The organism is Mesorhizobium sp. M1050 (assembly GCF_040318715.1).
Lineage (GTDB): Bacteria > Pseudomonadota > Alphaproteobacteria > Rhizobiales > Rhizobiaceae > Mesorhizobium.
Genome location: NZ_JAMYMV010000093.1, coordinates 1 through 19805 on the forward strand (window position 1 = coordinate 1; position 19805 = coordinate 19805).

At 62.5% G+C, this 19805-nt stretch carries 16 protein-coding genes; 8 read left to right on the plus strand and 8 right to left on the minus strand.

All coding sequences use genetic code 11. The features are described from left to right. Nucleotides 1-1414, minus strand: a 1414-nt coding sequence (locus tag NKH57_RS30400; protein WP_352949830.1) for a CLIPPER-2 domain-containing protein, incomplete at its 3' end; no start/stop codon positions are given. Between the two features lie 832 nt (nt 1415-2246). Here NKH57_RS30400 and NKH57_RS30405 point away from each other — a divergent pair. From NKH57_RS30405 to NKH57_RS30435, 7 genes are all read left to right on the plus strand, one after another. Next, nucleotides 2247-2945 carry a response regulator gene (locus NKH57_RS30405; RefSeq protein WP_352949832.1) on the plus strand — a complete coding sequence of 233 codons (699 nt, stop codon included), beginning with the start codon at nt 2247-2249 and terminating at the stop codon, nt 2943-2945. A gap of 154 nt (nt 2946-3099) precedes the next feature. Beyond that, the gene (locus NKH57_RS30410; RefSeq protein ID WP_352949833.1) at nt 3100-5733 is read left to right on the plus strand and encodes a bifunctional diguanylate cyclase/phosphodiesterase; all 2634 of its coding nucleotides are present in this window, start codon (nt 3100-3102) and stop codon (nt 5731-5733) included. 253 nt (nt 5734-5986) lie between these two features. Then, nucleotides 5987-6652 (plus strand): hypothetical protein, encoded by a 666-nt coding sequence (locus NKH57_RS30415; protein ID WP_352949835.1) that lies wholly within the window; start codon nt 5987-5989, stop codon nt 6650-6652. A gap of 386 nt (nt 6653-7038) precedes the next feature. Further along, entirely contained in the window at nt 7039-7899 is an 861-nt protein-coding gene (locus NKH57_RS30420; protein ID WP_352949837.1) for an FAD binding domain-containing protein, read from the plus strand. Continuing rightward, nucleotides 7899-8375, plus strand: coding sequence for a (2Fe-2S)-binding protein (locus tag NKH57_RS30425; RefSeq protein WP_352734737.1), 477 nt, complete (start codon nt 7899-7901; stop codon nt 8373-8375). The genes NKH57_RS30420 and NKH57_RS30425 overlap by 1 nt, the downstream gene beginning before the upstream one ends. A 2-nt stretch (nt 8376-8377) precedes the next feature. Beyond that, the gene (locus NKH57_RS30430) at nt 8378-10639 is read left to right on the plus strand and encodes a xanthine dehydrogenase family protein molybdopterin-binding subunit (protein WP_352949839.1); all 2262 of its coding nucleotides are present in this window, start codon (nt 8378-8380) and stop codon (nt 10637-10639) included. After that, on the plus strand, nt 10639-10884 hold the full coding sequence (locus NKH57_RS30435; RefSeq protein WP_352949841.1) for a MoaD/ThiS family protein: 246 nt from the start codon (nt 10639-10641) through the stop codon (nt 10882-10884). Before NKH57_RS30430 ends, NKH57_RS30435 begins: the two co-directional genes overlap by 1 nt. 54 nt (nt 10885-10938) lie before the next feature. Here NKH57_RS30435 and NKH57_RS30440 read toward each other — a convergent pair whose 3' ends face one another. From NKH57_RS30440 to NKH57_RS30455, 4 genes are all read right to left on the minus strand, one after another. Next, complete coding sequence (locus NKH57_RS30440) at nt 10939-11295, minus strand: hypothetical protein (RefSeq protein ID WP_031260462.1); 357 nt, start codon at nt 11293-11295, stop codon at nt 10939-10941. Between the two features lie 69 nt (nt 11296-11364). Next, entirely contained in the window at nt 11365-12987 is a 1623-nt protein-coding gene (locus NKH57_RS30445; RefSeq protein WP_352949843.1) for an ABC-F family ATP-binding cassette domain-containing protein, read from the minus strand. Nucleotides 12988-13312: 325 nt separating this feature from the next. Then, nucleotides 13313-13909, minus strand: a complete 597-nt coding sequence (locus NKH57_RS30450; RefSeq protein ID WP_023760099.1) for a YdeI/OmpD-associated family protein — start codon at nt 13907-13909, stop codon at nt 13313-13315. A gap of 189 nt (nt 13910-14098) precedes the next feature. Next, nucleotides 14099-15004: a S1C family serine protease gene (locus NKH57_RS30455; RefSeq protein WP_352734747.1), complete on the minus strand. Its 906-nt coding sequence runs from the start codon at nt 15002-15004 to the stop codon at nt 14099-14101. Between the two features lie 226 nt (nt 15005-15230). Between NKH57_RS30455 and yghU the strand changes: the two genes are divergently transcribed. Then, complete coding sequence (yghU, locus tag NKH57_RS30460) at nt 15231-16097, plus strand: glutathione-dependent disulfide-bond oxidoreductase (RefSeq protein ID WP_352949846.1); 867 nt, start codon at nt 15231-15233, stop codon at nt 16095-16097. 200 nt (nt 16098-16297) lie between these two features. On the opposite strand, the gene NKH57_RS30465 is transcribed toward yghU, so the two are convergent. From NKH57_RS30465 to NKH57_RS30475, 3 genes are all read right to left on the minus strand, one after another. Then, nucleotides 16298-16600, minus strand: a complete 303-nt coding sequence (locus NKH57_RS30465; protein WP_031260460.1) for a DUF1236 domain-containing protein — start codon at nt 16598-16600, stop codon at nt 16298-16300. A 1565-nt stretch (nt 16601-18165) separates the two neighbouring features. Next, a complete protein-coding gene (locus tag NKH57_RS30470; RefSeq protein WP_352949848.1) occupies nt 18166-18936 on the minus strand; it encodes an exodeoxyribonuclease III in 771 nt (256 codons plus the stop codon). 6 nt (nt 18937-18942) lie between these two features. Continuing rightward, on the minus strand, nt 18943-19587 hold the full coding sequence (locus NKH57_RS30475; RefSeq protein WP_352949850.1) for an alpha/beta hydrolase family protein: 645 nt from the start codon (nt 19585-19587) through the stop codon (nt 18943-18945). Between the last annotated feature and the right edge of the window lie 218 nt (nt 19588-19805).

A 19805-nucleotide genomic window follows, 5' to 3' on the forward strand; every position in this document is an offset into this window, starting at 1 on the left:
TGGTCAGACCGTCGCCGGATGTCGCACCGTCGACCGTCACCTTCTCGATTTTGATCGCCGCATTGGCGCCGAAATAGCCGGAGCCATCGGTGTCGGTGGGGGTGGCCGGGTCACCGGCGGTGTCGGTGAACGATCCGGTGGCCGTGCCAATATTGCTGTAGGCGCCAATGCCGGCCACGCCGGTACCGGTGAAGCTCCAGGACTCGGTCGTGTCGAGCTTGTTGTCCTTGTTGGTGTCGCCGACGTTGTGAACAAGGTCAGCCCCAAGCACCGCGGTGACGACCACGTTGTTATGGTCATCGGTCACATTGACACCCGACAGAGCCACATTGCCGCCATTGGTCACCGTGTATTCCCACGAGATCGCCTCGCCGGTCAGGATCGTCAGATTGTCGCCCTTGAGCGCACCGTCGACCGTCACCTTCTCGATGTGGATATCAGGGGCAGCGCCGAAATAGCTGGAGCCGTCGGTGTCGGAGACCGTGACCGCCCCGGCCGTGCCTGACACGGTGCCGACATTGGCATAGTCGCCTGTGATGGCCGAGCCGCTGCCTGTGAAAATCCAGTGCTCGTTGATGTCGAGCAGATCGTTGTGGTTGATGTCGCCGACATTGTGCGTGGCATCGCCAAGCACCGGCGTGATGACCACATTGTGGTCGTCGGTGACGACGATATTCGACAGCGCGACGTTGCCGGTGTTGCTCACCGTATATTGCCAGGAGATAGCCTCGCCGGTCAGGATCGTCAGGCCGTCGGCCTTGACCGCACCGTCGACCGTCACCTTGTCGATGCCGATCGCCGGCCCCTGACTGTGCCTGGTGATAACGCCCCATTCCTCAAATCCACCGTCCGAACCACTGGGAGTGCCGAAGGCCGAATACAGATAGATGTAGTTGCCGGTTGCGCCGGTGAAGAAACTGGTTGGGATATAGACGAACAGATCACCCTGTCCGCTGCCTGCCGGCGCGTCCTTGCCGGCATTCAACTGAACGGTCACATTGCCGTTCCCGTCCATGTCATAGAGCGGCGGCTGGCTCTGAAGCACCGATAGGTCGGTGATATTTGGATCCGTCGCCGAATAGATCTTCAACGAGTCAAGGGACAGTAGCGACCCCGTCGCGCTGTTCGGCTCGTTGGCGTCGAGCTTGAACACGTAATAATCGTGGCCGCCTACGGTCACCACCTGCATGCTGCTCAGCAGAAGTGCGTTCGTATGCTCCTGCTGCTTGTCATCCAGCGGCAGCGGAGAGCCATCGGTGTTGAAGCCACTTTCCGTGTTCTGTGCGCCAAGCACAAGGAACGTGTCATAGTTGCCTGTACCGGCATCGCCTTGTGGTGAGGCGGTAAGAATGGTGCCGTCGGTCAATGTCGCGGAGGTGGTTCCGCCGGACAGATCAATCACAGTGTCGGTCATGTTCTCAATTCCCCCTGCGCCGTCAGGCGCGTTCTGCTGCTGGCCGCGCAAGGCGGCTGACTACCCAAACCTGTTGCGTAGCCGGGCGTCTTGCTGTCCGCTGAACGCGGTCTCGCCGGCGAGCAGTCGTTCGTGACAAAAGCGGCTTTGAATGGAGATTTTGACAGCGAAAGGACCGGCGGGGAGACCGCCTCCCGTTCACCAGACACAGCTATTCCCGCATGGCGGAACTGGCCCACCGTCGGACTGACAGCTACACTCACACCCCAAAACCCCAAAACCCCCAAACGACCCTAGCGATCACCTGGACGTTAATATTCCCTAAACCATATCTCGCAGGTCGCAATGCGTTCGTCTATATAACCCAGGTTATAGGCAGATGATAAAGTTAATTGCGGAGAAGTTCTTCGCGATGCAAACAATAACGTCGCGATTTCGGTTGCATTATTTTCCATATTTGGGTTTCATTGTGGGAATTACAAAAATTTCCTGACGATGCCGATGGGTCTTTTTAAGATGAAGACCAACATCGGCATCCCGGAGTAGCGTCTTCTTTCAGTCCGCCGTTGCACGTCTTGCCGAAGGTACCACGTCAGCATTAACTAAGCAGTTGCTAATGTTTTGCACAGTCGCGCCGCTTCTGTCAGCATGGCCTCACGCTTTGGGGAATGCGAGCCGTGTCGGTGTTCGCTTCCGTCGAGAAGCAGTCACTCGCGAGTCGTAGCAAAGGGGGAAGAAGCATGACCGAACAAGCGCTTTGGCCGCCATCCATCGGTGGCAGCGTTGCACCATGGGGCCGTGACACCAAAGGCCGGCTGCTGGCGAGCTGAACATGGTCACCACGGTTTTCATCGCGGACGACCATCCGCTGCTGCTGCACGGCCTGACCGACCTGATTGGCCGCGATCCCGGTTTCCGGGTGGTCGGTTCGGCGCAGGACGGCACCGTCGCAATGGCCATGATCCGGCGCGACGTGCCTGATATCGCCGTGCTCGACATCAGCATGCCGGGACTGAGCGGTCTCGATATCGCCGCCGAAATCGGTAGGCAGGGCCTTGCCACACTTTGCGTGCTTTTAACGGTCGGTGCCTCGCAAGCGCAGCTCTACGACGCGGTTGCGGTTGGCGTTGCCGGAATCGTGTTCAAGGAGACCGCCGTCGAAGCGCTGCTCAGATGTATCCACGAGGTCGCCGCGGGCGGCCGCTGGCTGCCGGCCGAGATTGTCGGCGAGGCCCTGCACAACGAAGCATTCCGTCGGGTCAAATGGCAGAAACTGTCGTCGCGGCTGACCAGGCGGGAGATGGAGATCACCCGACTGGTTGCCGCGGACAAGCCGTACGAACGCATCGCGATCGATATCGGTATCTCCAAAGGCACACTGAAAATCCATATGAACAACATCTATCGCAAATTGGAGGTTGCCTCACGCGTGCAGCTTTTGCAGCTGGCCGCCGACCAGATCGGACTGGCTGTTGCGAGCGGCTTTCGCGACCAATCCAGTCTCGAAAGCCCCGCCAGCGGCGACATGTAATCGCGCCACCATAAGCACAGGTTCAGCCAACGACCCCAATGCCGGCGCAGGCTGTTGATGCTGAAATTTGCCGCCAGCCTGGAAGGGCAAATTTAAGCGTTTGCTACTAGGATCAGTTCGGGGGCTGTTGTTCAGGAAGGGTGTTCAGGTCGAATTGGCCACAACGGCATTCAGTCTAGGCCACGTAAGACGGGCCATTTTTTCGTCCGCCAACCTGCCGGCGGCGATCGCTTTTGTCGTGCTCCTGGTCTGCGCCGTCGTTGCCGACCAGCAGAACAGAAGGGTTTCCGATCAGCTGGCGCGCGCCGACGTATTGGCCAAGGTCAGCATCATCCGCGCCAAGCTCGAAGGCAACATAAACGGCAATCTTCAGCTTGTTCAGGGGCTCGTCTCGACCATCGTGACGGAGCCCTATATGGGCCAGCAGAGATTTGCCTCGCTTGCGCGCAACCTGTTCGAGCGGAAATCGCAGTTGCATAACATCGCCGGAGCGCCCGACCTCGTCATCTCGCTGATGTATCCGATGGAAGGCAACGAGAAGGCTATCGGGCTCGATTACCGCAAGAACGAGGCGCAACGCATGGCGGCGCTGCGGGCGCGCGACCAGCGCGTGCTGGTGCTCGCCGGCCCGGTCAGACTTGCGCAGGGCGGGAACGCCTTCATCGGCCGCATCCCGGTCTTTGTGCCGACTGCGGGCGGCGGCACCCGCTTCTGGGGCATCGTGTCGGCAGTGGTCGATGTCGACCGGCTCTACGCGGCGAGCGGGCTGACCGACGCGGATCTCGACATCGACATCGCACTCATCGGCAAGGATGCACTAGGCGGCGGCGGCGAACGATTCTTCGGCGGCGACAATGTCGTCGCCGGCAATCCCGTGTCCGCCGATGTGCAACTGCCTTCAGGTTCGTGGCGAATTTCGGCCATTCCCAAGGGTGGCTGGCCGGCAGCTCCTAAGAACGAGTGGACCTTGCGATCGCTGATGTTGCTCGCCGGCGCGCTGGTGGTGCTGCCGATTCTCATTGCCGGGCGGCTGTTCGGCGAAAGGCAGAAAAACGATGCCGAGCTGAGGCGCCTGTCCGGTCGCCTGGAACTGGCGCTGGAAGCCTCGGGCATCGGCGTGTGGGAGCACGACCTCACCACCAACGAGCTGGTGTGGGACGATCGCGTGAACGAGATCTATGGCAAGTCCGCCGACGGAAGGTCGCGCGGCTATAGAGACTGGGCACAGGCCATCCATCCCGAAGATATCGAGCGGGCAAAGCGGGATTTCGATTCGGCTGCGGCGAAAAAAGGCCTCTACTCCTCGCAATACCGGCTGCTGCGCCCCGATGGCAGCGTCCGCCATGTGCGCACGCGCGCAAGCTACTTCCAAGGCATTGGCGGCACGCCCAAGATGATCGGCGCCGAATGGGACGTGACCAGCGACGTGCTGCTCACCGAGACCCTCATTCGCGAGCGCCAGCTGTCGGAATCCAAGAACGACGAACTGAAGCTGGCCAAGGCACGCATCGAGCATGTGGCGCTGCACGATTCGCTCACCGGCCTGCCCAATCGCCGCTACCTCGACGAGATGCTGGCCGATACCGGCGAATCCGACCGCCGCACAGCGATGCTGCATCTGGACCTCGACCGCTTCAAGCAGATCAACGACACGCTCGGCCACGCAGCCGGCGATGCCATGCTGGTGCAGGCCTCGAAAGTCATCAAGGCAAATGCCGGCTCCGCCGATTTCGTTGCGCGCATCGGCGGCGACGAGTTCGTCGTCGTGACCTATGGGCGTGACGACGACGAACTCTCGGCGCTCGCCGACCGCATCATCGAGGAGATGCGCCAGCCCGTCGATTATCAGGGCCATCCTTGCCGCTTCGGGGTCAGCATCGGCATTGCCGCCGACAGCGGTGTCGACACGAAGCAGTTGCTCGTCAACGCCGATCTCGCGCTTTACCGGGCAAAAAGCCGTGGCCGCAACCGCCATGAGTTCTTCAACGAGGAGTTGCAGAGCGAAATCGTGCGGACCAAGCAGACCGCCGATGAGATCCTGAGCGGACTGGAGCGTAACGAATTCATCGCCTACTACCAGCCGCAGTTCGACGCCAAGTCGCTTGAGATCGTCGGCGTCGAGGCATTGTCGCGCTGGAAGCACCCGCGGCGCGGTATCCTGGCCCCCGACGCCTATCTGAAGGTGGCTGAAGAGCTCAATGTCGTGGCGCTGATCGACCGCATCGTCCTCAAGCACGCACTGGAGAATTTCGAGCGTTGGTCGCGCGGCCATCTCAATATCCCGCGTGTGTCGGTCAACGTCTCGGCCACGCGCCTGGAGGACAAGGACCTGATCGAGGGCCTGCGTACGCTCGCCATCAAGCCCGGAACCGTATCGTTCGAGCTGGTGGAATCCATCTTCCTCGACGAGAATGATGATCTGGTTACCTGGAACATCGAACACATCAAGGATCTCGGCATCGACATCGAGATCGACGATTTCGGCACCGGCCATGCCTCGATCGTATCGCTGCTCAAGTTGCAGCCGCGCCGCCTCAAGATCGATCGCCAGCTGATCACGCCCATCACCGGCTCGTCGGCGCAGCGGCACTTGGTGGCGTCGATCATCGAGATCGGCAAATCGCTCGGCATCGAAGTGGTTGCCGAAGGCGTCGAGACGATGGAGCACGCGCGCATCCTGAAAGAGCTCGGCTGCGATATCCTGCAGGGCTATTTTTTCGGCCGCCCGATGGAGGCCAAGGCGTTCAAGACCTTCGCTCAATCTCGCAAATGGCTGGCCGCAGGGTGACGGCCGCTACCCCGATGGCGTGGGTCAGCGATGGCGCACCCTCGACAACGCTGTCCAAGCCGCCTCGCGATCGAACCCGAACAGCGGTTGAATCTGCCGACGGAACCGAACCGGCCTTCGCCTCCGCGATCTAAGGAACTGTTGACCATGATTTCGGTTGTTTTCTGTGCGAACAGTCGTTCCACGAACCCTTGGTGAGCGAAAATGAGACATGGACTCTGCAGACAAGCAGCACGGTTCTTTTCGAAAGTTGATGACTGGCATCGTCGCGGCAATCTTCACCGCCCCTGATCGAGGCATGAGTACCGGCCCGTCATTGGTTGCCGAGTGGACGCTGCCGCCATCGGCGACGCTTGGCTCAGCCCTACGCTTGAAAGGGATCGAACGTGAAATTCGAGCCCGTCTGCCGTGGGTGGTGAGGACGTTTGTCAAGGCTGAGACGGGCCGCATTGTGTTGCGTATGGTGCAAAGCGACACGGATGCGTTCGATGCCGCCTCGGCAATCATCTCCAGGACCCTGGAAGGGATAGAAGCACTGCCCGTGCTTCCGCGGGAGGCTGAAGACATTCTCACAATCTCCTCCCGCGAACGTCACAAGTGGCTTAGGGATGGCCGCCTGAAAAGCGTCGGCACGCGCACCGTCAAGATGCGCGGGCGATCCAAGGCCGTCACCTTCCATGTCTTCGATTCACGGCACATCGAGGACATTCTCGATCGTGACCTGGCGGCGGCCTGGAGGGAGGACGATGCGCGAGAAGCCTCCGAGAACAGGCGGCGCGGGGCCGGCAAGGCCGCTCTGACGCGAGCAGGAAAACGGAAGGGCAAGGCCCGCGGTACCAGAAACTCGGGAAAGGATGATGCTTCACGGCCAAAGCTGGAAGGCTGGGACACGTTCGAAGCGGAAGGGCTGCTGCGCTAGAATCCAAAGGACGCATTCAGCCAGTTCGAACTTCGAAATTCCGTGCGGTGCCGACGATGGCACATTCAGCGCCGGCGACCCTCTGACGGGACTGCGCAGGTTAAACCGATCGTCCGACCTACAAACGTGCCTTTGACGCGCAATTGGCGGTTAACACTGCCGCATCGACCGGCTGATACCGGCCGTTCCGGGTCCAAAGAGCGCACTTGATCCATAGCCGAAGTTTCCCGAAAATCACCTCAAAGCCGGTTCCGGCCACCCGGGCCGCACGCCAGTTCGGTCTATTTGCGCCCTCTGGCCCAATCGCCGCAGATGAGGAACCGGATAGCCATTGTGAGGAGACCGTTTATAACGGTCGCTGAGATTGCGATAACCAAGGGGAGACGATGCGCTACATACGTCCGCTTTCAATCGAAGATGCCGTTGGCCAATTGGCCGGTTCGGCAGGCACGGCCGCCATCCTCGCGGGAGGCAGCGACCTCCTGGTCAGGATGAAGGGCGGTTTTGTCGAACCCGACCTGATCGTCGACATCAAGGCGATCGACGGCCTGAGCGAGATCCGCGAAACGGCTGAAGGCTTCAGCATCGGTGCCGCAGTCCCCTGCGCCGTCCTGGGAGAGAGCGCTGCCCTGAAAAAGGCATGGCCCGGCGTCGTCGAAGCGGCCAAGCTGATCGGCTCGAAACAGGTACAGGGACGCTGCACGATATCAGGCAATCTCTGCAACGCCTCGCCGGCTGCCGACAGCGTGCCAGCGCTTGTTGCGGCAGGCGCCAGGGCATCGGTCGTCGGGCCGGCGGGCAGGCGTACGATTCCCGTGCAGAGCGTGCCGACCGGGCCGGGCAAGACGTCCCTGGCCAAAGGCGAGATCATCGAGGCGATCCTGCTCGACATACGCGCGCCGCATTCGGGCGATGCGTATCTGCGTTTCATTCCACGCACGGAGATGGATATCGCGGTGGTCAGTGCCGGCGTGAATTTGACGCTCGACGAGCACGGTGTCGTCAAATCGGCTCGCGTTGCGCTGGGCGCCGTGGCGGCGACGGTGCTTCTGGTCGAAGAGGCCGCAGAGGTTCTCATCGGCTCCAAGCTGGACGAAGCGACGCTGGAGCGGCTCGCCAAGGTCTGCTCGGGCGCCTGCCGTCCGATCGACGACAAGCGCGGCACCATCGAATTCAGAAGAAAAGTTGCGGGCGTGCTGGCCAAGCGGGCCGCCACGACCGCCTACGCACGTGCAGGAGGCAAATGATGGCTGGAGTTGCGGTTTCAACGACGATCAACGGCGACAATGTCGAGTATCTTTGCCAACCGGACGAGACGCTGCTCGACGTCCTGCGCGATCGCCTGGGGCTGACGGGCGCCAAGGAAGGCTGCGGCACCGGTGACTGCGGCGCCTGCAGCATCATCCTCGACAACAGGCTGGTGTGCTCATGCCTGGTGCTCGGCGCGGAGGCTGAAGGCCGGCGCGTCGAGACCATCGAGGGGATGGCGCATGGCGACAAACTGCATCCGCTGCAGCAGAAGTTCCTCGAGCACGCAGCACTCCAATGCGGCATCTGCACGCCGGGCTTCCTGATTGCGGCGAAGGACCTACTGGCCAAGAACCCCGACCCGACTGAGGAGGAAATCCGCTTCGGCCTCGCCGGGAACCTGTGCCGCTGCACCGGCTACGACAAGATCGTGCGCGCCGTCCAGGACGCCGCCAGCGTGATGAAGGGAGCCTGACCATGAATTTCGATCCGCGTTACTCCGGTCGCAATTTTACTTCTGTCGGCACACGCCCCATCCGTCCTGATGGCGTCGACAAGGTGACGGGTCGCGCCCGCTACGGTGCGGACTTCAACATGGCCGGCCAGTTGGTCGGGCGTGTCCTCAGGAGCCCGCATGCGCACGCCACGATCAGGAAGATCGACACGTCCAAGGCAGAGAAGCTTCCCGGCGTGAAAGCGGTGATCACCGCGGCCGACCTGCCCGACCTCACCAATGGCGATGCCGCCATGTACGACATCCTCGACAACTGCATGGCGCGCAAGAAGGCGCTCTATGACGGCCACGCGGTAGCCGCCGTGGCAGCGGTCGACGCCCGAACGGCCAGGCAGGCGCTGAAGCTGATCGAGGTCGACTACGAGCTTTTGCCGCATGTCACCGATGTCGACGAGGCGATGAAACACTCCGCACCCCTCATCAACGACGCCATCTTCACCGAGGGCCTGGAGGAAAAGCCGGTAAAACCGTCCAACGTCGCCAAGCGAAGCCAGTTTGGCCACGGCGATGTCCATCAAGGGTTCGGCCACGCCGATTTCATCGTCGAGCGCTCTTTCAAGACCGAGCAGACGCACCAGGGCTATATCGAGCCGCATGCCTGCGTGGCGAGCGTCAGCTCCGACGGCACTGCCGACCTTTGGGTTTGCACGCAAGGCCATTTCGTCTACCGCCAGCACTGCGCGCAGCTCCTTGGCATGGAAGCTTCCAAGCTGCGCGTCACCTCCTCGGAGATCGGCGGCGGCTTCGGCGGCAAGACCCATGTCTGGGCCGAGCCGGTCGCCCTGGCGCTGTCGCGCAAGGCCGGCCGCCCGGTCAAGCTGGTGATGACCCGCGACGAGGTTTTCCGCGCCTCGGGTCCGACCAGCGCCACCTCGATCGACGTCAAGATCGGCGCCCGCAAGGATGGCACGATCACTGCCGCCGAGGCGACACTGCGCTATTCCTGCGGCCCCTATTCGGGCATGTGGGCCGAGATCGGTGCCATGACCGCGTTTGCCTGCTACAAGCTCGAGAACGTCAACACGGTCGGCTACGAGGTGCTGGTCAACCGGCCAAAGACCGCAGCCTATCGCGCGCCGTCGGCGCCCATGGCGGCGTTTGCGGTGGAAAGCGCGATCGACGAGCTGGCCAAGGAGGTCGGCATGGACCCGGTCGAGTTCCGGATCAGGAACGCCGCACAGGAAGGCACGAGGTCGTCCTACGGCCCGGTCTACGGCCCGATCGGCATCGGCCCGACGCTCGAGGCGGTGAAGAGCCACCCGCACATGAAGGCGCCGCTGGGCAGGAACCAGGGCCGCGGCATGGCTTGCGGCTTCTGGTTCAACTTCGGCGGCCAGACCTGCACGGACCTCAACATCGGCATGGACGGCTCGGTATCGCTCGCCGTCGGAACGGTCGATGTGGGTGGTTCCCGTGCGTCGCTGTCGCTGGTCGCGGCGGAAGAGCTCGGCATCGACTATAGTCAAGTCAAGGCGATCGTCGCCGATACGTCCAGCCTCGGTTATAACGACATGACCGATGGCAGCCGGGGCACCTTCTCGTCGTCCATGGCGACGATTTCGGCCGCCCGCAATGCAATCAAGATCCTGCGGGAACGCGCCGCGCAGATGTGGGACATTTCCGTCGACGACGTGGTCTGGGAAAAGGGCCACGCGGTTGCCAAGGGCGAGAAGCATGGCAATCTCGGCAAGCTGTCGCTGAAGGAGATCGCGGTCGAGTCGGGCAAGACCGGCGGACCGATCGCCGGCCACAGCGAGCTCGTCGCCGATGGCGCGGGCGTTTCCTTCGCCACCCATATCTGCGATATCGAGGTCGATCCAGAGACCGGCGCCACACGGGTTCTGCGCTACACGGTCGTGCAAGATGCCGGCAAGGCGGTGCACCCGACCTATGTCGAGGGACAGTATCAGGGCGGTGCCGCGCAAGGCATCGGCTGGGCGCTCAACGAGGAGTATATCTACGGCAAGGACGGGCGGCTCCAGAATCCCGGCTTCCTCGACTATCGCATCCCGGTCTGCTCGGACCTGCCAATGATCGACACGCAAATCCTCGAAATCCCCAACCCCAACCACCCTTACGGGGTGCGCGGTGTCGGCGAGACATCGATCGTGCCGCCCCTGGCTGCGATCGCCAATGCGGTGTCGAATGCGGTCGGGGTGCGGATGACGCATATCCCGATGTCGCCGCCGCGCATTCTGGCGGCGCTGGAGGAACGGGCAGGCTGATGGTCGAAGTGACGCTCTGGGGATCGCTAGGTGCTATCGCCGGAGGCAAGAGCAAGGTCGAGATCGAGGCCAAGGACATAAGGGAGCTGTTCAGGAAGCTGGCTGAACAGTATCCCGGCCTCGAGCCCTTGATCGACAAAGGCATCGCCGTCGCCATCGACGGTACGATCTATCGCGATACGTGGTCGAAGGAATTGCCAAAAGGCTCCGAAATTTTCCTGCTGCCGCGTCTTGCCGGGGGATAATCGGACAATCGCCTCGCTGTCGTCGACGACCAGGACCTGGCCTGTCGGTCGTGGCTACGGATATTTTGTCTGAGCACTCGCGGGGCTAAGATCGCCCTGCAACTCCTTCGGCAGCGGGAGGCTTGAGCATTGCAGGTGCACCTCGCGGGCGAACAGTCTTCGTTGCTTTTGCTCGTGCTCCTTGATGGCTGCAACGAGCCCCATTGAATACGGGCCCAGCAAAACGCCGAAGCCCCATCCCGGATGCTCTTTCTCGCGAACCTCGTAGTCCGACGCCGCCAGGCGGGCTTGCTGGCATTCGGGCGATGCCCATTTCTGGTCTTGCTGCGAAAGCGACGCGCCATAGTCGACCGGAGAGGTCGCGCACCCCGCCATGGTCACGGCCAATGCGACGGACATTGCAATTCTCATTCCGGAGCCTTTCCCAAGCATCGTGAAGAGTACACAGAGCCCTTCTTTCCACAAATAGCCGCTGTCGCCCTAGCCTCGCAGCCCAGGAGCCTCCTGCCCCGTCCTCTCGACATATTCCGTATAGCCGCCGCCATAGGTGTGGATGCCTTCAGGCGTCAGCTCCAGCACGCGGTTGGAAAGGGCTGCCAGAAAATGCCGGTCGTGCGAGACGAACAGCATGGTGCCTTCATACTGCGACAGCGCGGTGATCAGCATCTCCTTGGTGGCGATGTCGAGATGGTTGGTCGGCTCGTCCAGCACCAGAAGGTTGGGCGGATCGAACAGCATCAGCGCCATCACCAGCCGCGCCTTTTCGCCGCCTGACAGCACGCGGCACTTCTTCTCGATCTCGTCGCCGGGAAAGCCGAAACAGCCGGCGAGCGCCCGAAGCGGCGCCTGGCCGGCTTGGGGGAACGCGTCCTCCAGCGTCTGGAACACGGTGCGCTCGCCTTCCAGCACTTCCATCGCATGCTGGGCGAAATAGCCCATTTTTACACTGGGCCCCCGCGCGACCGTGCCGTTGTCGGGCTCGGAAGCACCGGCGACCAGTTTCAGCAGCGTCGACTTGCCGGCGCCATTGACGCCCATGATGCACCAGCGCTCGCGGCGGCGGACCTGAAAGTCGAGCCCCTCATAGATGGAGCGGCTGCCATAACCCTTATGGACGTTCTTCAGCGTGACCACGTCCTCGCCGCAGCGCGGCGCCGGCAGAAAATCGAAGGACACGGTCTGGCGGCGCTTGGGCGGCTCGACGCGGTCGATCTTGTCCAGCTTCTTCACCCGGCTCTGCACCTGCGCGGCATGCGAGGCGCGCGCCTTGAAGCGCTCGATGAAGGCGATCTCCTTGGCCAGCATCGCCTGCTGGCGCTCGAACTGTGCCTGCTGCTGCTTGTCGGCGATGGCCCGCTGCTGCTGATAGAATTCGTAGTTTCCCGAATAGGCGGTCAGCGAGCCGCCATCGATCTCCACCACCTTGTTGACGATGCGGTTCATGAACTCGCGGTCGTGCGAGGTCATCAAGAGCGCGCCGTCATAGTTCTTCAGGAAGGATTCCAGCCAGATCAGGCTTTCCAGGTCGAGATGGTTGCTCGGCTCGTCGAGCAGCATCGCGTCGGGGCGCATCAGAAGAATGCGGGCCAGCGCCACGCGCATCTTCCAGCCGCCAGACAGCTTGCCGACATCGCCGTCCATCATCTCCTGGGAAAAGCCGAGACCATCGAGCACTTCCCGCGCGCGGCCGTCCAGCGCATAGCCGTCGAGTTCCTCGAAGCGGTGCTGTGCCTCTCCATATTTTTCGATGATCTCGTCCATCTGGTCGGCCTGGTCGGGATCGGCCATGGCGGCCTCGAGCGCGGCCATTTCTGCCGCGACTTCGCTCACCGGCCCTGCCCCGTTCATCCCTTCGGCCACCGCGCTGTGGCCTTCCATGTCGCCGACATCCTGGCTGAAATAGCCGATGGTGACGCCTCGATCGACCTGCACCTGCCCCTCGTCGGGCTGCTCCTGCCCGGTAATCATGCGAAACAGCGTCGTCTTGCCGGCGCCGTTGGGGCCGACCAGGCCGACCTTCTCGCCCTTCTGCAGGGCCGCCGACGCCTCGATGAAGACGAGCTGACGGCCGTTCTGCTTGCTGATGCTTTCAAGTCTGATCATGCGGTTTCCGGGAGAATTGGAACTTGGGAGGATTTTCCCCGGGGCCATACGCGATGGCGAGCGTCAGAGGAAGAGGCGCAAGCGCCGCATACAGCCGATCTCCCCCTCGTGGGGGAGATGGCCGGCAGGCCAGAGGGGGGCGCTGTCCCGCCGGCGTCTCAATCCATCGATCTACGCCGAAGCGTTTACACCTATCGCGATACTAACGAACTTGGTGATACTATCCGGCCTTCGTCGCATGGACCCGCCGCGTGCGCGACGCCATCGGTCCTGGCTATTCCGTGCATCCATACGGCATCGATCCGCACTCGGGCGCCTGAGGGGCTCACTTCCGCTGCGGATAGATCGTCTCGCCGCGCTTCAGCATTGCCACAAACGTCTCGATCTTCTTCTTGCGGCCGGCCTCGGTCTTCATGTTGTGGGTGCGGAAGGCGAGCGCGAAGCGGTTCTGCGCGCTGAGTTTCTCAAGCATCTCCTTGGCTGCCGGCTCGGCGTCGATCGCCGCTTGCAGGTCATCGGGGATTTTCATCTGCTTGCCGCTGCCATAGGCGCGCGCCCAGCGCCCGTCGGCCTTGGCCGCCTCGACCTGCCTCAGCCCATGCTCGGTCATGCGGCCCTCCGCGACCAGCCGCGCGACATTGTCGATGTTGATCTTGCTCCAGATGCTCTTCTTGCCGCGCGGCGTGTAGCGCTGCAGGAAGCTCTTCTCGTCCAGCCCCTTGCGCACCGCGTCGATCCAGCCGAAGCACAAAACGACGTCGATGGCTTCCTTGGGCGTGATCGACTTCAATCCCGATCCCACCTTGTGCATCTTGATCCACACTTCGGTTTCCGTGCCATGATGCTTGTCGAGCCAGGCGTAGAAGCTTTCCGGATCCGGAAACTCCCGGACCTTGTCGGGATCGACCTTCACCGGCGCCATCAGCCAGCCTGCCCGTTCGGTGCCGTCCGCGCCATCGCTTTCACTGTGGTCCGGCCTCCAGCATCGCGCCTATCGTCATTGGCCAGCATCGTGGCATGAATTGCTGTCAGTTTCCGTCAGCAAACTTGTCGGGGCGCGTACGGCGTTCCTTCGCGTCCCCCTCTGTCCCTGAACATCTTTGCGAAGCGCCTACTGCAACTGCGGCTTTTTCAGAAAACTGCCGCGGTCTGCCGACTTGACGCGCAGCCAGGTTTCGCGGCCGTCACGCAGCACCCGCATCGGGATCTCGGCGCCCGCCGAGCCGCTCTCCCACAGTTTGCGGTAGAAATCGGCCAGCCCGTCGACCGCGCCGTCGCGAATGTCGGAGATGATGTCGCCCTCGCGCAGGCCAGCCTTGGCCGCCGGGCCGCCTTCGGTCACGCTCATCACCACCACTCTGCCGTCGCTTTCGGCCGACAACGCGCCGAGCCACGGGCGCGGCGGCTTGGCCACCTGGCCGCGCGTCAGCAGATCGTCAAGAATCGGCGGCAACAGATCGATCGGCACGACCATGTTGATGTCGGCGACCTCGCCGTTGCGGCTCATCTGCAGGCGCAGCGAACCGATGCCGAGCAGCGAACCGTCGGAGCCGAACAGCCCTGCCCCGCCCCAGGACGGGTGCGCCGGCGCAATAAAGATCGCCTCGTCAAGCAGATACTCCCAATAGCCGGCGAATTCCTGCTTGGTGACGATCCTTGCCTGCACCGACTGACCGATGCCGTCCGTCAGCACGACGGCGTCTCCGACCTTCGCCTTGCCGGCATCGCCCAGCGCCACCGCCGGCAGGCTGAGTGGTGCCAGTGCCTGCACCAGGCCGAACCCCGATTCCTGGTCATAGGCCAGCGCATGCGCGGGAACGACGCGGCCGTCATGGGTGGTCAGCCAGACTTCGTCCGCCTCGGTGATGAGATAGCCGATGGTCAACACGAGCCCGTCATTGCGAATGACGACGCCGCTGCCTTCCCTGAGCGTGCCGAGGGCCCCGGCCGTAAAGGCGTCTTCGGGAACGGTGGCCCGCAGGGTAACGACCGAGCGCGGATTGGGATTGATGGTCATGCTTTTGTCCTGCGATGCAATGCTCTGGCGTGGCGTTATTCCCTATACCTATGCCGCACCGGAGACGGTGCAAGGGGTGTAGTGCTGACCTCATCCCTTATGCAGGAGAAGCTCGGTGCGGCGTCATAAAACAATAGTTCAACGCAAGTTGAACTTCCCCATCCGCAGCCCTAGCTTTACATGGACCTGCAATCTTTCACACGCCCCCCGAACACGAGGCCCCGAGATGACCGAATACACCCCGCCGAAAGTATGGACCTGGAACAAGCCCAGCGGCGGCGCCTTTGCCAGCATCAACCGGCCGATCGCCGGCCCCACGCATGACAAGGAACTGCCCGTCGGCAGGCATCCGCTGCAGCTCTATTCGCTGGCGACGCCGAACGGCGTCAAGGTGACGGTCATGCTGGAGGAACTTCTGGCGCGCGGCCACAAGGGCGCTGAATATGACGCCTGGCTGATCAGGATCAACGATGGTGACCAGTTCGGCAGCGGCTTCGTCGAGATCAATCCCAACTCCAAGATTCCCGCCTTGATGGACCGCAGCGGCAAAACGCCGGTGCGCGTCTTCGAATCCGGTTCGATCCTGGTCTATCTCGCGGAAAAATTCGGCGAATTCCTTCCCAACGAACAGCCGGCCCGCGCCGAGGTGCTGTCCTGGCTGTTCTGGCAGATGGGCTCGGCGCCGTATCTGGGCGGCGGCTTCGGCCATTTCTACGCCTATGCACCGGAAAAGTTCGAATACGCCATCGACCGCTTCTCGATGGAGGTGAAGCGCCAGATGGATGTGCTCGACCGCCGGCTGGCAGAGACAGAATATCTCGGCGGCAAGGACTACTCTATCGCCGACATCGCGGTGTGGCCCTGGTATGGCGGGTTGGCGCTCGGGCGCATGTACAATGATTCCGCCGAGTTCCTGTCCGTGCACGAGTACAAGCATGTGCAGCGCTGGGCCCAGGCAATCGACGCACGCCCGGCGGTCGAGCGCGGCCGCATGGTCAACCGCGCCTTCGGCGAGCCGGCCCTGCAGTTGCACGAGCGCCACGACGCCAGCGACTTCGAGACGAAGACGCAGGACAGGCTGGCGGCGGAATAAGCTGGGCTGACAACGGGCCGATCTCTCTCCCCCATGGTTCCCCCCATGGGAGAGGTTGGGAGTTCCAACCCGCCTCTGGACAGATTGGCCGCCAAACAAGCAAGGCCGGCCTCAAAAACAGAGCCCGCCACGACTGCCAAGTCGCGGCGGACTTTTCCCAAGGCAAGGCGACTCGGACAGCCTTTTGTCGGCACCATCATTCAGCGCAGGACCTCGACGATTTGACGTGTCTCGGGATCGACCAGAACCGTCTGGTGGTTGATCACGGCGACGCGATATCTGACATCGGGTACCTCACGCAGTTCGACCGTGTCCGGCACCGACGAGCCGAGCTTGAGCTCGACGCCCAGAAGGTTCACCGACGCAAGCGGCTCCCTCTTGATGTATTCGCGAACGACCGTCTCCTGCTGCGGCTGGACGATGACGACATTTTCCGCCAGCGCCGCACCGATGCCGCCCATCAGGACGACCGCGGCCGCTGCGCTCGAAAGATAAAGTCTCATGACCATCTCCTATTGGTAACTGAAACTCCGCCCTGGATGGAAACTCCACGGCAGGCCAGGGGTTCCATTCCAAATTCCAGAATTGAAGCCATCATGACGTTGGCAAGAATATTCAATGACTGTTGGAACGATGCTCGTGATTGGCTCAGAATAGCTCTCAATCTTGGTGGATAAATTGCGTATCCGAGGCGGATTAATGCGATTCAGCTTGTTGTTTGTCGACACCCCCGAGTTTCGCCTCCAGTCATTTCAAGGACTGGACCGCGCGGCAAACGACGCACCGCCATCGAAGATGATGCACCGCAGGCCGATGGCCCGACCATCGAGCAGCGGGATTGGGCCCTGATCAAGCGGCACCCGACCCGCGAAGGCCGGTTCGACAAGACACGAGTCGGGGCACTTGCAGAAGGGCGGGCGGCGCCGCCACTCACCCTTGGTGAACGTGAACTGAGGCTACCAAAAGCGCGAGCAAATAGCCGATCGGTCGGGCTCCACAAGCGCATCTCGATGCCTCGGAGATAGCTCAACGGCGTCTTCCAGCCTCATGAGAGGCATCTTGCCAAAACCACACTTTCCATGCCCGAATTATTGGCGAAAGACCCTTGTCCGGCTAAGTTTTTAGCCCGGCCATCATATCAGTTTTGACTAAAATAATAGAACGTCCAATGCACATTGCCGGAACCGAACAGGCCCCCTTGGACCTTTGCGTCCGGCAGCTAAGACCTTCGTCCTACAGGAAAACGCAGAAGCCTGATGTGACCGTTTCAAGCCCGGACAAGGGAACATCGGGCGCCGCTTGCACACCCAGGGCGCATCGCAGGAAGAACCTTGGCAACGGCGGCCTGGAGCCCACTGGCCGTCACACTGGTGTCGATCGCAGGCGGCGCAATTGACTTCTGACGCTCGACCGCCTTTTCCACCGGTCTGACATGGCTTGCATTAATATTAGAGACAGCGAATATAGAGGTCGGCCGGCGACCGCCAGAAGTCGGCTGGGCCCGGCGTGCCTTCCTTTGCACCTGGCCGCCGGGCCACTTTTTCTTCTGCTTGTCATTTTGCCTCCAGGCGGCACACGGCAGTGCGAGCACCTTCCCGCCCCTCGCAACCGCCCTGCCTCGACGCCGGACTGTTCGCTCTTTCGGCACCGCCACCACTGCCTCGAGCACATGCTGCGCCGGCAAGAAAGAAAAACTGTCTTCAGGCGCGCCTGGATTTGGGCACTGAATCCGCGCTTTAGCTCCGCCTATTCCGCTTTCGCGGAAGTTTCGGCCGCCGTGCAATATGCAATGCTGCTAATGCGGCGGTACGAGCCGCCCTGGTTGACGCGGGCGCCCCAGCATCCCAACAATGCGCCCCCCCGTCCGCGTCGACCACGGCAGGCGCTTGGCGCTCTCGTCCGATCCGCGAAGTCTTGCGCCGGCGGTGCCGGGGCAACACAGTTGCGCGACAGGTCTCACGAGACATTCGTTGCCGCCTCAGCCGCCGGCCAGCGCCTTCGTCGTCACCAGATTGGACTCCGCCTCCGGTAAGAGGGACGCCGCCGCAACAGGCTTGGACCCAATCGCCTACTTCAATTCCACCCACACCGGCGCGTGGTCGCTGGCGCCATCCTCGCCGCGCACGTCGCGGTCGATGCCGGCAGCCGTCAGGCGCCGCGCCAGTTTCTTCGACAGCAGGATGTGGTCAAGCCTCAAGCCCGCATCGCGCGGCCAGCGGTTCCGGCGATAGTCCCAGAAGGTGTAGAGCGTCTCCTTCGGGTGTTTCTTGCGCAGGGCGTCGGTCCAGCCCTGCTCGAGCAACGCGGCGAACGAAGCCCGGCTCTCCGGCTGCACCAGCGCGTTGTCGTCATAGGAGTGGGTGGCATAGATGTCGCGCGGTTCGGGCACGATGTTGTAATCGCCGGCCAGCACCACTGGCAGGCCGGTGTCGAGCAACTGTTCGGCATGCGCCTCCAGTCGCGCGTGCCAGGCCAGCTTGTAGGCGAATTTCGGTCCCGGCTGCGGATTGCCGTTCGGCGCATAGAGGCAAGCGATGATGATGCCATTCACCGCCGCCTCGACGTAGCGGCTCTGTCTGTCGGCATCATCACCGGGCAGGGCATCGCGAGTCAGCACCGGTTCCGACCCCCGCGCCAGGATCGCGACGCCGTTCCAGGTCGCCTCGCCCTTCCACACCGCGCCATAGCCGGCAGCGGCAAGAGCAGAGCGCGGAAACTGGGTGTCGCGCGCCTTCAGCTCCTGCAGGCAGACGACATCGGGTTTTGCGGCAGCCAGCCACGCCAGCAGGTTCTCGAGTCGGCTGTTGATGTTGTTGACGTTGAACGAGGCTATCTTCATCGAAGGTCAGGCAACGATCCGACCCGACCACGCCTTCACCGCCTCGGCCAATGTCTTCAGATGATCGGCGGCGGAGAAGCCCGAGAAGCTCTTACGCGGCTTGAGGTCATGGTCGCCGTCCTCCAGCCAGTGGACCTCGATGCTGCCGGAAAGCGCATAAGTCGCAACCTCGTCCTTCGTGCCGAATTCGTCGCGCGTGCCCTGGAAGATCAGCGTTGGTGTCTTCAGATCGGCGAGGTGTTTTGTCCGCAGCTGCGTTGGCCTATCAGGCGGGTGAAAGGGATAGCCGAGGCACAGCAGGCCCGAGATCTCACCCTTTGCAAACATCTCGTCCGCGACCATCGAGGCGACGCGCCCGCCCATCGACTTGCCGCCGATGATCAGCGGACCGGCCACGCCCTTGGCCCTGAGGTCGGCGATCGCCTTGATATATTCCGGGTTCACCGTCTCGGCTCGCGGCGGTGGTTTGCGATGCCCATAGCGGCGCGCGGCCATATAGTGAAACTCGAAGCGCGCAACCTGGAAGCCGACTGCAGCCAGCGCTTTGGCGGTGGCGGTCATCGACGGCGAATCCATCGACGCGCCCGCGCCATGCGCGAGCAGGATGGTGATGGGGGCGGTGTCGTGGCCGTCGAAGAGGAAGGTGGTCATGAGGCGGCCTTCCGACAAAGGCCGAATTCCTTCGCACCCCCCTCTGGCCGGGGGCGGGCCGCCCCCCCCCCCCTGGGGGGGGGGGGGGGGGGGGGGGGGGGGCCGCTTCGTTTGGGGGTTGCTGCCGGGGGCATTCCCAACCTCCCCACACCCCGCCCCCCCCCCGGGGGGCCGCCCCCCCCCCGCCCCCGGGGTGTGGGGCCCGCCTGGCCAGAGGG

Coding starts and splice junctions, on each gene's coding strand:
- NKH57_RS30440 (WP_031260462.1), bottom strand. CDS start 11,295: ATGAGAATTGCAATGTCCGTCGCATTGGCCGTGACCATGGCGGGGTGC.
- NKH57_RS30430 (WP_352949839.1), top strand. CDS start 8,378: ATGAATTTCGATCCGCGTTACTCCGGTCGCAATTTTACTTCTGTCGGC.
- NKH57_RS30405 (WP_352949832.1), top strand. CDS start 2,247: ATGGTCACCACGGTTTTCATCGCGGACGACCATCCGCTGCTGCTGCAC.
- yghU (WP_352949846.1), top strand. CDS start 15,231: ATGACCGAATACACCCCGCCGAAAGTATGGACCTGGAACAAGCCCAGC.
- NKH57_RS30450 (WP_023760099.1), bottom strand. CDS start 13,909: ATGGCGCCGGTGAAGGTCGATCCCGACAAGGTCCGGGAGTTTCCGGAT.
- NKH57_RS30445 (WP_352949843.1), bottom strand. CDS start 12,987: ATGATCAGACTTGAAAGCATCAGCAAGCAGAACGGCCGTCAGCTCGTC.
- NKH57_RS30420 (WP_352949837.1), top strand. CDS start 7,039: ATGCGCTACATACGTCCGCTTTCAATCGAAGATGCCGTTGGCCAATTG.
- NKH57_RS30475 (WP_352949850.1), bottom strand. CDS start 19,587: ATGACCACCTTCCTCTTCGACGGCCACGACACCGCCCCCATCACCATC.
- NKH57_RS30415 (WP_352949835.1), top strand. CDS start 5,987: ATGACTGGCATCGTCGCGGCAATCTTCACCGCCCCTGATCGAGGCATG.
- NKH57_RS30470 (WP_352949848.1), bottom strand. CDS start 18,936: ATGAAGATAGCCTCGTTCAACGTCAACAACATCAACAGCCGACTCGAG.
- NKH57_RS30465 (WP_031260460.1), bottom strand. CDS start 16,600: ATGAGACTTTATCTTTCGAGCGCAGCGGCCGCGGTCGTCCTGATGGGC.
- NKH57_RS30425 (WP_352734737.1), top strand. CDS start 7,899: ATGGCTGGAGTTGCGGTTTCAACGACGATCAACGGCGACAATGTCGAG.
- NKH57_RS30435 (WP_352949841.1), top strand. CDS start 10,639: ATGGTCGAAGTGACGCTCTGGGGATCGCTAGGTGCTATCGCCGGAGGC.
- NKH57_RS30455 (WP_352734747.1), bottom strand. CDS start 15,004: ATGACCATCAATCCCAATCCGCGCTCGGTCGTTACCCTGCGGGCCACC.